This is a genomic window from Synechococcus sp. A15-60, from assembly GCF_014280095.1.
Lineage (GTDB): Bacteria > Cyanobacteriota > Cyanobacteriia > PCC-6307 > Cyanobiaceae > Synechococcus_C.
The window spans coordinates 1,440,595-1,453,404 of sequence record NZ_CP047933.1 but is presented as its reverse complement, the minus strand read 5'-3'; the positions used below and the strand labels follow the sequence as shown (position 1 = coordinate 1,453,404).

Here is a 12,810-nt window from a genome sequence, read left to right as displayed (position 1 = left end):
ACAGAGTTGAGATCAACCAAGCTTGAGATTGGTTCGTTCCGTTGCCATGCCCTGCCTGCAAGCCGTGTTTTGGGATGTGGACGGGACTCTTGCGGATACGGAACTGACCGGTCACCGCCTGGCTTACAACCGTGCGTTCAAGGACTGCGGGCTGAATTGGATCTGGGACGAGAGTCTCTACACCGATCTGCTGTCCATTCCAGGCGGTCGACAACGGATGCAGCATTACAGCGAGCGGCTGGGACAAAGCCTGGATGCCGATCTGCTCGATCGATTGAGGGTGATCAAACAACGTCACTACCTCGATGTGGTGGCATCGGGGGGCGTCCAGCTCAGACCAGGAGTTCAAGATCTTCTCGAGGAGCTCAGCGCGTCTGGCGTGCAGCAGTGGATCGTGACAAGCAGCGGGAAAGCTTCCGTAGAGGCGCTGCTGCGCTCGCTGAGCACAGACTTGCGGGATGTCTTCCAGGGCATGGTCACCGCCGATGATGTCGAGCGCCACAAACCAAACCCTGATCCCTATCTGCGCGCTCTGGAATTCTGTGGCGTGTCTTCCGACCATGCCTTGGCCCTTGAGGATTCAGCAGCTGGCCTGCAATCGGCTCGCAGCGCAAATCTTCGATGTCTGATCACCCCTTCGGCCTGGGATCACGATTGGCAGCTGTTTTCTGAATGTGCGCAATGTGTTGTTGACCATCTCGGAGGTGAGCAAGCCCCGACCGTCCATCACGGCCCCACTTGTGCTCAAGGCAGGATCACGCTGGAGTACCTGCAATTGCTGCTCTCACTTCCGCTTCGATGACGGTTCAGATCACCCGCTATGAGCAATTGCAAAGACGGGTCGGAGTCCATATGGCTCAGGCCCTGGTGGGTCCGTGGCGGCGGCGAAGTGTGGGTGTTTTGGCGTTGCTGTTCGGTTTCATCATCGGGAGCAATGTGACCATGCTTTGGTTTCAACGCACTGGTGACAATCGACCTTTTGCGGTGTTGGGCATGGTGGTCATCCTCGAAGTGATGGTGAGGCTCAGAAGCAACGTCAAACAAGAACCTTGGCCGTTGTCTTGGCTTGCTTTGGATAACCTCCGAATTGGAACTGTGTACGCCGTCGTCTTGGAGGCGTTCAAGCTTGGGTCTTAATCAACCGATTCCCTGGCTGCCGCATCCAGCCCCTGAGGGATTTGAGACGTTTGTCAATTCACTGGGGTCGTCTTCGATTCATGCCTGGGGTGATCGGTGGCAGGCGCTGGGCGGTTTGTCATTGGCGCGGGAGGCATGGCCTGTTCCCGTGGATGATTCATGGGTGGCTTTCCTCGCTCTGCCGCTCCTGAGCAGGATTGAACACGCTGTTCATTCAGGGCGTCCCACCCTGTTGGGTGTGAGTGCCTTGCCCGGCTGTGGAAAATCGACGCTGTGCAGCTGGGCAAAGACTGCATCGCAACGCCTGGGCTGGCGTGTGGAACACCTTTCGCTTGATGACTTCTATTGGCCTGCAGAGGCTCTCGAACGAAGCATGGCAGGAAATCCATGGCGGGTTCCTCGGGCCCTTCCTGGAAGTCATGACCTCATCACCATGGACGATGCTCTGCGTGAATGGCGTCGATCTAGCGTGATCTCAGCGCCACGATTTGATAAAGCGTTGCGTCAAGGACGCGGTGATCGCAGAGGCTCCACGACTGCTGAAGCGGATGTTGTGTTGCTTGAAGGTTGGTTTCTTGGTGTTGCCGCTCACAAGACACCAGCGCAACTGGAGGATCAAGGTCTTTCAGAAACTGAACGAGTTTGGAGACCGCAAGCGATCGATGCGTTGCACCACTACTCGACCATCTGGGCCCAACTCGATGACCTCTGGCATCTCCGATCATCACGAACGGATGCGTCATCACGATGGAAAGAAGAGCAACTCATCACGCTGAGACGCCAAAGCGGAGTCGATTACAGCTCAGGTGATCTCTCTGATTTCAACCGCATGGTGCAAAAAGCTCTGCCCTCTTCCTGGTTGCAGCAACTTGACCAAGCCAATGTGGTGGTGGATCTCAGCAACTCCCGAAGTGTTGAAAAGATCCACCGAAGAAAGGATCAGCTGTCGGCTTCGTCAGCTTCAGCGACGGGATAAACAAATCCTTGCGCGCGACCGCTCAACACGGATTTACCGATGGATAGAGCACGCTGTGCCGCGGTGGCAGCTTTGGCCTTCCACACCGCATGGCGCTGATTGCGCTTGCTTTTCGAGGTTTTCTTCTTCGGGACGGCCATCGCGGGCGGATCTCTGCCAAACAGCCATGATCTACCTCCAAGAGCCCACTCGTCAAATCGCTAGTCTTTGCGGAACGCAGCAGCTGTGTGAGCCCAGAGCAGCCGACCCAGTTAGATCAGGGTGTTCCAGCATCCAAAGCCGCTTCTGAAGAGCGCCTGAGCAATCCCTTGTCCAGGTTTCGACCTGAACCTCCCCCGAGTTACAGCACACTTCTGAAGGAGATCAGTTCAGGATCCGTTCAAGACTTGGTGTTGATTCCAGGTCGCCGAGAAGTGATTGCGACCTTTTCTGACGGTCGGAAAGTCACGGTTCCAATCCTGGCGAACGACCAGCAGATTCTCCGAGTTGCTGAAGCCTCCGGGACTCCGCTCAACGTCAAGGATGTGCGACAAGAACAGGCACTGGCAGGTCTTGCTGGCAATTTTGCTCTGGTCGCTCTGATCGTGATCGGGCTTTCGTTGCTGTTGCGCCGTTCTGCACAAGTGGCCAACAAAACCATGGGGTTTGGTCGCAGTCAGCCTCGAACCAGCGCTCAAGACGACGTCAGTGTTCGATTCGAGGATGTGGCTGGCATCGGCGAGGCCAAAGAAGAACTGCAGGAGGTGGTGACTTTCCTCAAGCAGCCCGAAACATTCATCAAGTTGGGTGCGCGCATTCCTAGAGGAGTGCTGCTCGTAGGGCCTCCAGGTACGGGTAAAACGCTTTTGGCCAAAGCCATTGCTGGCGAGGCCGGGGTTCCATTTTTCTCCATTGCAGCATCCGAGTTTGTTGAACTGTTTGTGGGTGTCGGTGCTAGCCGTGTCCGGGATTTGTTCCGGCAGGCCAAGGAGAAATCACCCTGCATCGTGTTCATTGATGAGATTGACGCCGTGGGCCGTCAGCGGGGCGCAGGCATCGGTGGGGGCAATGACGAACGCGAACAAACGTTGAACCAGCTGTTAACGGAGATGGATGGGTTCGCAGACAATTCCGGCGTGATCTTGCTTGCCGCGACCAACCGAGCGGATGTGCTCGATACGGCACTCATGCGTCCCGGCCGATTTGATCGGCGCATCCAGGTGGGGTTGCCGGATCGTCGCGGTCGAGAAGCGATCCTGTCTGTCCATGCCAGAACGCGACCCTTAAGTGATGAGGTGTCGCTGGCTGATTGGGCTCGGCGTACGCCAGGATTCTCAGGCGCTGATTTGGCCAATCTCCTCAACGAAGCTGCGATCCTGACTGCGCGGCATGAAGTGTCTTTTCTGGGGAACAGGCAATTAGAGGAAGCGCTTGAGCGGATCACCATGGGGCTGACTGCTGCACCTCTGCAGGACGGAGCCAAAAAACGACTGATTGCATATCACGAAATCGGTCATGCCCTGGTGGCAGCCTTGACTCCTCATGCTGATCCGGTCGACAAGGTCACCTTGTTGCCACGCAGCGGAGGTGTTGGGGGATTCACGCGTTTTTTCCCCGATGAAGAAATCATCGATTCAGGCCTCGTAACCAGGGCCTATTTGCAGGCACGATTGGTGATGGCCCTCGGCGGACGTGCCGCTGAGATCGTTGTTTTTGGAGATTCCGAGGTCACGCAAGGAGCCAGCGGTGATTTGCAAATGGTCACTCAACTTGCTCGTGAGATGGTGACGCGATTCGGGTTCTCAGACCTTGGTCCTGTTGCACTGGAAGGGCAAGACCAGGAGGTGTTTCTGGGTCGGGATCTCATGCAGACACGTCAGGCCTACGCAGAAAGCACCGGACGGGAGATTGATCAGCGGATCCGTGAACTCGCGAGCCATTCGTTGCAACAGGCCATCGCTCTTCTCACGCCAAGACGGGAACTGATGGACCGCTTAGTCGAGGCGTTGATCGAGGAAGAAACATTGCAGTCGGATCGTTTCCATGCACTGGCAGGGATCGACGCCACGGCGGATCGCCTTAGCCTGGATCAGCTGCCAGCTAAGGCTTGAGCCGGCTGAATCAAGGCCTTCAAAAGTCGTCAGGAGCATTGGCGCGTTGGTCGCTTCTCCTCATTCCTGCTGTCTGGCTGCTGGCCAGACTTCTGGTTGAAAAGGCCTGGTTTGCACAGTTTCAGCTCGAGCATCTGTACACCCAGCGGCTCGTTTATCAGCTGATCGGTGGTGCGTTGTCTCTTCTGCTGGTTTGCGTCTGCGCCACGTGGCGACATCACTGGATGCGTGCCTATGTGCCGACGCCGCAGGGGCACATTCCGACCCTGCGCGGCAGCACTTACACGTTGTCGTTGCTGGCCTGTCTGATCGTTCTGTTGGCCGTGTTGGGAGTGTCCACTCGCCTCGCATGGCTGGCCTGGACGGACCCGATGCATCTCGGGCACTGGTGGAGCGTCCCCTTCGATCCGGGATGGCCAGCGCTGAGCCTCAGCATTCTGTTGCTTCTGCTCGTAACTCTCGGGTTGACGCGAATTCGTCGCCTGAGCCTCGCTTTCCTCTACGGAAGTGTCTGCGTGTGTCTCGTTGCCGCGCGTAGTTGGGCACTTTGGGCACTAGCCATTGCGATTCCCGATTCAGGCCGGATTGAGTCTGTTCTGGGTGCGGATTTGAGCTTTGGTCTGGGACGCTTTTCTGCTCTCGCCCTCGCAGGGGAGCTGTCGCTCATCCTGCTGCTTCTCACCCTCAGCACATCGCTGTGGACCCGTTTGACACGGTCACCCTGTCTGAGCGATTGGGGTTTTCCTGGGTGGACTTCCCGTGAACGTCAACTGCTCAGACCAGCGTTCGCTCTGCTGATGTTGGTGCTGGCCGCACTGGTGTGGTTGTCGCGCCACCAGTTGCTCTGGACCCAGAGCGGACTCCTTGCTGGAGCCGGTTGGGTGGGTGTTCACCTTGTACTGCCCTTGCGTGCTGGGGTTTCGCTACTTCTAGTGCTTCTCGCGTTCACTTACCTGCCTTGGATTAACACGATTTATCGACATCGCAGAGGGTTGAGGATCACGTTCTTTGGTCTTGCCTGCACAGCACTGATCACTGAACTTCTGCTGGCTCCAGCTCTTCAATGGATGGTGGTTCGACCACGCGAATTGAGGCTCGAGACGCCTTATCTCAATATGGCCATTGAGTCCACGAGGTATGGCTATCAATTGGATGCAATTCAATCATCTGAATTCAGGCCCAATCGTGAGCTAACCAACCAAGATTTGGAAAAAGGAGAAAGCACACTTGAGAATATTCGCCTTTGGGACAGTCAACCTCTCCTTGCATCCAACCGACAACTCCAGCAACTCCGTGTTTACTACCAATTCGCAAATGCGTCAGTTGACCGCTACCCCCTCAGTGCAGAGCGAGCTGAAAATCAACAAGTGATTATTTCGGCCCGTGAACTCGACCAGTCTGCTCTTCCCGCTGGCTCCAAAACCTGGCAAAACAGGCATTTCGTGTTCACCCACGGATTCGGGTTCACCCTCAATCCTGTGAATATCAGTGATCCTGACAACCTACCGGCCTATTTCATCAGCGATTTAGGTCGGTCCACACAGATTGAAGGAAATGAAACGCTGGGGATTACGCGAGAGGATGTCAAACGCGAAGTTCCAATTGGCCGTGCAGCACTTTATTTTGGGACTCTGCCCTCGCCCTACGCGATTGCACCCTCAAAGATTGAAGAATTTGATTATCCGGAGGGAGACAAGAATACTTACAATCACTATTCCGGAATGGCTGGAGTTCCTCTCCGTCAATTCTGGCAGCGTGTTGCTGCATCGATCTATCTCGCTGAACCGCGCCTGTTAAGCACGGGTTCATTGAACTCGGAATCACGTCTGCAGCTGCGACGTGATGTCAAGCAACGCGTCAGTGCTCTGGCACCCTTTCTCGACTTCATGGGTGATCCCTACCTGGTGTCGGTTCCTCTCGAGGACGGTGCTGAGGGTTATCAACAAGATCAGCATCAATATTGGATTGTGGATGGCTACACCTCATCACGAACACTGCCCTATGCATCGATATTGCCAGACGGGCGTCCGATTCGATATTTGCGTAATTCAGTGAAAGTGATTGTGGACGCTTACAACGGCTCCGTTCATTTTTACGTCAGTGAACCTGATGACCCAATCATTCAGGGCTGGGCACGCTTGTTTCCTGATCTGCTTCAACCATTGGATGGAATGCCAAGGATTTTGAAATCACATCTCATGGTTCCGCAAGTTCAATTTGAGCTTCAGGTGCAGCAACTCCTCCGTTATCACGTAACCGATCCAAGAACGTTTTACAACGGGGATGATGTGTGGCAAGTGCCAAAAGAACTTTATGGATCCGATCAAATCCCTGTTGCCCCATACCACATTACGGCTCAGCTTCCATCCAGTGATGAATCTGAATTCTTGTTATTGCAGCCTTTAACGCCACTGGCTCGACCCAACCTCTCAGCATGGTTAGCAGCACGAAGTGACGGTGAAAACTACGGAAAGCTCGAGTTGATTCGATTCCCGAGTGATGTTCCAACGTTTGGTCCTGAGCAGGTGCAAGCATTGATCAATCAGGATCCTCAGATTAGTTCACAATTCGGTCTATGGGACCGTGCTGGTTCGCAGGTGATTCAGGGAAATTTACTGGTTCTCCCAGTTGGCAATTCACTGTTGTATGTCGAGCCCATATACATCAAAGCCAGGCTAGGTGGACTACCTACATTGGCTCGAGTCGTTGTCAGTAATGGACGCAGAGTGGCGATGGCTAGTGATCTCGATTCAGCGCTTGTTATGTTGCTGAATGATCGCAGCATGGTGGTGACGGATAATCCATAAAAAAAGGCCCATCGAAATGGGCCTCGTCACACTATCGCTGAGTGTTCAAGTCAGTTGATTGCTGCGAAAAACTCCTTGCTTCCGACAGGATCAGGTTTCATGGTTTTTTCACCAGGCGTCCAGTTGGCGGGGCAGACCTCGTCAGGATTGGATTGCACGTACTGGAATGCCTGAAGAACGCGCAATGTCTCATCAACATTTCGGCCCACCGGCAGGTTGTTGATTGTGGCGTGCATGATCACACCATCGGGATCAATGATGAACAGGCCGCGAAGAGCGACACCTTCGTCCTCGTCAAGAACGTTGTAAGCCGTGGAGATCTCTTTCTTGAGATCAGCGACGAGGGGATAGTTGATGTCGCCGAGGCCGCCTTCGTTACGGGCGGTCTGAATCCATGCCAGGTGGCTGAACTGACTGTCGACAGACACGCCGAGAACCTCAGTGTTCTTGCTGGAGAAGTCCGCATAGCGATCGCTGAAGGCGGTGATCTCCGTGGGACACACAAAGGTGAAATCCAGGGGATAGAAAAACAGGACCACGTACTTGCCGCGGTACTGAGACAGGGTGATTTCCTTGAATTCCTGGTCAACCACTGCTGTGGCTGTGAAATCGGGGGCCTGTTGGCCCACGCGCAGCGAGGACATGTTGGTGATGCGAAAGTTGGCAGGAAAGCGAACGGAGCTAGGACGTAGTCGTTCCGACTTCCACTTGCACATATCAAGCTATCACGGCTGCTTGGGCGATTGCGTGGTCTTGCTTGCTTTGGATCGCACCATCGACTCTTAAAGTACACCGATGATTCAATCCTCGATGTCCTGGGATCCGGCTCTTCTCAGGAAGTTCAGCAGTACTGGGCACTTCCGTTTGCTCAACCAGGTGCGCAGTGAGCTCAGCACCCAGCCTCTGGAGCGGGATCCACAAACAAGGGCTCTGATGCTCAAGGCACGCCCCCATCGGGGACAGCCTGTCAGGCAGCAACGCCGTCCCAATGCAATTCCCGATGGGCGCGTATCCCTCGTTGATGATCATGCCGAGCAGTCCTCGCCTAAATCATTCCGCGAACGACTCAATGCGATTGAGATGCGCTGAGCGATCGGGACACCCCGAGATGTATGATTCGGCCTGGCCAATTGGCCAATCGTCAGAGTAGCTCAGCTGGTTAGAGCACAGGATTCATAACCCTGAGGTCGAGAGTTCAAGTCTCTCCTCTGACATTTTTTATTCGACTTGATTGATACTTTATCAATTAATTCTGAGCGTCTAATTCGTATCAATGTAAAAGGAATGGCTGCCCTAAAGCAACCAACTTCCGTTCTGATTTGTCACTCTTAGAAACTCAGCTTCAAACACGCTGCGTGGGTAACAGAGCCATGGGATCAAGCGCAGCTCCGCCATCACGACGAATTTCAAAGTGGAGGTGTGGACCTGTGCTGCGACCTGTGCTTCCCATCAAAGAGATTTTGGTACCTTGTGGAACAAGTTGCCCCTTTTTCACCAACAGTCTGCTGTTATGGGCATATCGGGTCGAGGAGCCATCTGGGTGGGCAATCTCCACCATGTAGCCATAACCGCCACTGCTCCAGCCTGAAAACGTGATCAAGCCGCTTTTCGCAGCAAGGATTGGAGTTCCAACATTGTTGGCAATATCGATCCCTTTATGCATACGGCCCCAGCGCCATCCATAGCCCGAAGTAAACACACCTTTTGTGGGCCACGCATAGGACTGGTTATCACCGAACCCTTCCAGGTCGGAAAAGTTCGGCAATTGCGGCCAACTTGCCCCTCCCGATTGCAGCGGGCGAACAGCGAGGAGAGATTGCGCGTTGGCTGCAGGAACATTGCTGTCGATGGTGAGCTTGCTGAGCTCGATGCCTGGATTCAGGCTCCTCAGCTTTTCAATGGAGATGCCGTGGTCGCGCACCAGGCTGGCAAGACTGTGATTCGGATGACTTTCAACGGCGTTCTGCAGGGTTGGTGGCGCGCTCAGTGGAGCTGTAGTCCGCAGGTTGTCTCCCTCAAACCGAGTTGAGAGCAGAACCTGATCCTGGCTGGATTTCGGCAAAACAATCCATGTGCCCGCCTTCAGGAGCGTTCTGGATGGTTTGTCATTGATTTCAGCGAGTTCGTTGAGCGAGAGGTCTAATGCTCTGGAAATGCTGCTCAATTCGCTGTCTGCAGCCAAAGGAACCCAAATGTATTCGGGAGCTGTGGTCAGCGCTGTTAACAAAGGCGGAGGCGGAACATGCTGTGGATCTGCATAGCCAGACAGCTGCGACACCACGAAAAGGGCACTGCTTGAGGTCAGAGCGGTGACTACGAAGAGCAGTGGCTTCATCAAACAAAGCGTGAGGAACAATCCCGAAGAAGCCGCCACAACCCGGGATCGGGCTGAAAGTAGCGAGCGGAACAGGTTGGTGCAAGAGCTGGCGTGGCAGCTCGTCAATCACCACAGCTCCAAACTCAGACCCGCTTGAAAACAGACAATGGCGCATGCCACCGAGAGGTTCAGGCTTCGGACACCGCCTTGGCCATCCTCCGCGGCACTGCAAGGCATCGGAATTGTCAGTATTTTTTCGCAGCGGTCACGGATTGGATCTGGAAGACCGATGTCTTCCCTTCCAAAAAGGAGCACATCGCCCTGCTGAAAGGTCATGTGCTGCAAGGATTCACCACCACGCCGGCTGCAGCCAATCAGCCTTGATGGCGATGTGAGGTCAGTGCGAAATTGCTCGAAATCACGATGCACGGAGAGATCCACATGCGGCCAGTAATCGAGGCCTGCCCGTTTAAGTTGGCGATCGTCGATCGAGAACCCTAAAGGTTCAATCAGCGACAGAGGAAGACCGAAGGCTGCACAGGTTCGGGCGATGTTGCCGGTGTTGGGTGGAATGCGCGGCTCAAACAAGGCCACTCTGAGGGGTGGAGCGATCCGGTTGGTCATTGAGGAACGGCGACTCCGACGGAGTGCAGATTCACTGCGCGCCCCTGCACAACCAGCCAGCTGGCGCTGGCATGACGTTCAAGCACCTGAGCCAGCTCACCTTGTCGATCACGGAACCTGCCGCCGACTGCTGTCGCTGGAACCACGCCCCATCCTGTTTCTTCAACCACCATCACAACCGGTTGCGAGCGGGCCAGTAAGGCGTGCATCAGGTGGCTTGTGACCTTGTTCCACGCATCAGCATCCAGATCGAGGTAAGAGGCGGTGAAGCCCCCCAGAGCATCGATCAACAAGGTCTGATTGGCTGGGATTGTGTGCATCGCACCAGCCAGATCCGCTCCGCACTCCACAACGCTCCAGCGCGAGGGACGTCGTTGTCGATGGCGAAGGATGCGTTGTTGCCAATTGGCATCCTTGGGACGTGGTGCCGATGTGGCGACGTAGGTCACATCGGAATGTTGTTCAACGAGGTGTTCAGCCCAACGGCTCTTGCCACTACGACTGGGACCGGTGACCAGGACTAAGCCAGCGGTGAGATCAACCACCGCCATTCATGCCACGCAGCGTGGCCACAGAGGATGGGCTCACACGGTTGAGGTATCGGAAAATCCAATATTTGAAAATCGTCGCCAGGATCACTGGAAACGTGGCGATGAACAGAAGAATGAAGTTTTCTCGTGCTGGGAATCCGAAATGATTGGCGATGCCGTCCAGGAGCACCGTCCAACCTTCAGGGCTATGAAAACCAACAAAAATATCTGTGAATAGAATAATGGCGAAGGCTTTGGCTGAATCGCTTAGTCCATAAACAGCTTCGTCAAAAAATCCTCGAAGGACGCGCAGCTCCTCCCTGCTAGAAATGCAAACAAACACAAAAGCAATGGTTGCTGCGAGATCAGCCAGCACATTTTTCACTGCATGGGTGCTTTCAGAATCAGCTTCCTGTTTAAGCTCTTCGGCTTTAGCGGCTAATTTCTGCTGAAGCTCATCCTGGGTTGGAATTGAGTTCCCCCTGAGCAGCGCATCAAATTCGATTTCTGCTTTGTACACCCTCAGTTTTTCGACAGCCTGTTCTTCAAGCTGGGGTTTGGGGTAACTCAAAAAAGGAAGATCGGGAGCAAAGTGATCAACGGCAGGACTGATGATGTAGGTGCGGCTGACCTGCTGAACCAGCAGAGGCACAAGGATCAGCAGCAACAAGACCTTTAACGAAATCAGCGTTGAATCACGCCTTCGACGAAAGCCAGCGACCAGCGTTGCTTCTGCGGCAGGATTGAGCTGACGGCGCAGCGTGTCGAAGATGCCGAGAAGAGATCTTGGCAACGGGTCCGGAGAACGGCTGATCGTGGGGGCATTGCTGGCACGTCGTGGGTTATAGCGATTGACGACGCTTTCGATCAACTGCAACTGCCTCAGCTCCTGTGGATCGAGCTGACCACGTTGATATTCGAGCTTGTCCAAGGACGAGCGGCAAACATTGATCGCAGCTCTGAATTTGCGCAGAACCGTGGCCTGAACCGAGCTCGGAACGGACAGCTCAAGCTCGGGACGAATGGGGCGGTCGCCGTAATACTCGAGCTCAAGACTCTGGATTAACAGAGCGGCCTCATAGCCACGATCAAGGTCGGCATTGGCATTGAGGGCTTTCGCCTTGCCGAAGGTGTCAAGCCAGTTGCGTCCTGCCATCGTGTCGTCAGCGGGAGAAGATCCACCAAGTAGCCATCGGAACTATGGTGCCGACCACCAGAAGAACGACAACCCATGTGAAGGCGTTGCTCTCTTGGGTTTCTTCAGCTGTGGGTACGTTGGTCGGAAGCGCTACACGTTCGACCTGCACCGGAGGGCCTGGATCCTCTCCACCGTTTAAAACGGTTTCGATGCGCTCTACACCATCCAGGGTGGCCTGACGGAAACGATCCCCATCGCGCAGTGGTTGGCTCATCGTGGTGCGACCTGTGCTGCGCAACAACGACTCAGGCAACTGTTCCAACAGTGCTGGGGACGCGACGACCGCAGCCTGCTTGCTTTGAGTTTCTTCCAGGAAGATCAGCAGGGGACGATCGGTCTGACCGGTACCAGCTTCCCAGCGCCCCAGCAACTCTTCTCCAAACGCTGGCAGGCTCAATCCATAATCCAGACGCCGCACTGTGACCAGCCGTGCGTCGACATGAAACTGATCCAACTCCTGCAAACGAGCGGTGATTTCGTTCCGACTGGCGCGACTCAGAACATCAGCAGAGTCCACCACAGCATCCTCTGGAGGTGCAGCGGGAAAGTCCTGAGCTGAAACTGCCATGGCCATCGGGGCCCCAAGCAAGACGCAGAGGAGACCTGCAAGCAACCCGCCTGTGAGCTTGGTGAATCGGTTCATGAGCCGCCTCGTTGTCGTGACAGTCTGCACTCAGCTGGACAAGCTGTCGCGGTGGAGGGCCATGATCGCCTCCATCACAACCACAGCGCGACCATCAGGAAGTGACACACTCTCGCAGAGTTGCTGGAGGAACGTGCTCTCTTCCGGAGTGACCTGGCGATCGGCATGGGCGAGCTGAACCGCAAGTGCAAGGGCGGTTTCTTGCTGGGGAGCAGTCAAGGCGGGCAAGGCTTCACCGACGAGCTGGTTGACGCCGGATTCCCGAAGTGTGTTCAACAGGCGATCGAACAGGGACCCCATCTCCTGTTCCGTGCAGTTTTTGTAGGGCGTCCGATATTCCAATGACCGCCTCAATGCATGCGCTTCCTCGCGACCGAGGGTTCCATCGCAGGCCACAGCTGCGAGAGCAATGGCGGCAAAAGCGTCTGCGTCGGTCATACCGGCTCGTCGGTGCTGACCCATTTGAGCAAGAGTGAACCGATCTGACT

14 protein-coding genes and 1 tRNA gene are annotated in these 12,810 nt (G+C 55.1%); 7 read left to right on the top strand and 8 right to left on the bottom strand.

The window, feature by feature from the left end; genetic code table 11:
- Nucleotides 1-28 precede the first annotated feature (28 nt).
- Genes SynA1560_RS07985 through SynA1560_RS07975 form a run of 3 tightly spaced genes read left to right on the top strand, consistent with a single transcriptional unit; the run spans nucleotide 29 to nucleotide 2,113 of the window.
- Nucleotides 29-802, top strand: coding sequence for an HAD-IA family hydrolase (locus SynA1560_RS07985; protein WP_370523137.1), 774 nt, complete (start codon nucleotides 29-31; stop codon nucleotides 800-802).
- Entirely contained in the window at nucleotides 799-1,137 is a 339-nt protein-coding gene (locus SynA1560_RS07980) for a DUF565 domain-containing protein (protein WP_186468815.1), read from the top strand. The genes SynA1560_RS07985 and SynA1560_RS07980 overlap by 4 nt, the downstream gene beginning before the upstream one ends.
- Nucleotides 1,127-2,113 carry a kinase gene (locus SynA1560_RS07975; RefSeq protein WP_186468814.1) on the top strand — a complete coding sequence of 329 codons (987 nt, stop codon included), beginning with the start codon at nucleotides 1,127-1,129 and terminating at the stop codon, nucleotides 2,111-2,113. Before SynA1560_RS07980 ends, SynA1560_RS07975 begins: the two co-directional genes overlap by 11 nt.
- Here SynA1560_RS07975 and rpmF read toward each other — a convergent pair.
- A complete protein-coding gene (gene rpmF, locus SynA1560_RS07970) occupies nucleotides 2,077-2,253 on the bottom strand; it encodes a 50S ribosomal protein L32 (protein ID WP_186468813.1) in 177 nt (58 codons plus the stop codon). The two genes, SynA1560_RS07975 and rpmF, sit on opposite strands and share 37 nt — an antisense overlap.
- 87 nt (nucleotides 2,254-2,340) lie before the next feature.
- Between rpmF and ftsH the strand changes: the two genes are divergently transcribed.
- Nucleotides 2,341-4,203 (top strand): ATP-dependent zinc metalloprotease FtsH, encoded by a 1,863-nt coding sequence (gene ftsH / locus SynA1560_RS07965; protein WP_186500046.1) that lies wholly within the window; start codon nucleotides 2,341-2,343, stop codon nucleotides 4,201-4,203.
- Nucleotides 4,200-7,010, top strand: coding sequence for a UPF0182 family protein (locus tag SynA1560_RS07960; RefSeq protein WP_255476881.1), 2,811 nt, complete (start codon nucleotides 4,200-4,202; stop codon nucleotides 7,008-7,010). Before ftsH ends, SynA1560_RS07960 begins: the two co-directional genes overlap by 4 nt.
- Nucleotides 7,011-7,060: 50 nt before the next feature.
- On the opposite strand, the gene SynA1560_RS07955 is transcribed toward SynA1560_RS07960, so the two are convergent.
- Complete coding sequence (locus SynA1560_RS07955; protein WP_186468811.1) at nucleotides 7,061-7,654, bottom strand: peroxiredoxin; 594 nt, start codon at nucleotides 7,652-7,654, stop codon at nucleotides 7,061-7,063.
- A 151-nt stretch (nucleotides 7,655-7,805) separates the two neighbouring features.
- On the opposite strand from SynA1560_RS07955, the gene SynA1560_RS07950 reads away from it, so the two are divergent.
- Nucleotides 7,806-8,099: a hypothetical protein gene (locus SynA1560_RS07950; protein WP_186468810.1), complete on the top strand. Its 294-nt coding sequence runs from the start codon at nucleotides 7,806-7,808 to the stop codon at nucleotides 8,097-8,099.
- A gap of 51 nt (nucleotides 8,100-8,150) precedes the next feature.
- Nucleotides 8,151-8,224: transfer RNA gene (locus tag SynA1560_RS07945), tRNA-Met, on the top strand.
- Between the two features lie 128 nt (nucleotides 8,225-8,352).
- Here the strand turns inward: SynA1560_RS07945 and SynA1560_RS07940 are convergent.
- From SynA1560_RS07940 to SynA1560_RS07915, 6 genes are all read right to left on the bottom strand, one after another.
- The gene (locus tag SynA1560_RS07940) at nucleotides 8,353-9,345 is read right to left on the bottom strand and encodes a M23 family metallopeptidase (RefSeq protein WP_186468809.1); all 993 of its coding nucleotides are present in this window, start codon (nucleotides 9,343-9,345) and stop codon (nucleotides 8,353-8,355) included.
- Between the two features lie 108 nt (nucleotides 9,346-9,453).
- Nucleotides 9,454-9,951: a tRNA (cytidine(34)-2'-O)-methyltransferase gene (locus tag SynA1560_RS07935; RefSeq protein WP_186468808.1), complete on the bottom strand. Its 498-nt coding sequence runs from the start codon at nucleotides 9,949-9,951 to the stop codon at nucleotides 9,454-9,456.
- Nucleotides 9,948-10,502: a bifunctional adenosylcobinamide kinase/adenosylcobinamide-phosphate guanylyltransferase gene (cobU, locus tag SynA1560_RS07930; protein WP_186500045.1), complete on the bottom strand. Its 555-nt coding sequence runs from the start codon at nucleotides 10,500-10,502 to the stop codon at nucleotides 9,948-9,950. The genes SynA1560_RS07935 and cobU overlap by 4 nt, the downstream gene beginning before the upstream one ends.
- Entirely contained in the window at nucleotides 10,489-11,637 is a 1,149-nt protein-coding gene (gene pxcA / locus SynA1560_RS07925) for a proton extrusion protein PcxA (protein ID WP_186468806.1), read from the bottom strand. Before pxcA ends, cobU begins: the two co-directional genes overlap by 14 nt.
- Nucleotides 11,638-11,644: 7 nt before the next feature.
- On the bottom strand, nucleotides 11,645-12,322 hold the full coding sequence (gene psb32, locus SynA1560_RS07920; protein WP_186468805.1) for a photosystem II repair protein Psb32: 678 nt from the start codon (nucleotides 12,320-12,322) through the stop codon (nucleotides 11,645-11,647).
- Nucleotides 12,323-12,352: 30 nt separating this feature from the next.
- Nucleotides 12,353-12,760 (bottom strand): tellurite resistance TerB family protein, encoded by a 408-nt coding sequence (locus SynA1560_RS07915; protein WP_222930036.1) that lies wholly within the window; start codon nucleotides 12,758-12,760, stop codon nucleotides 12,353-12,355.
- Nucleotides 12,761-12,810: the final 50 nt, after the last annotated feature.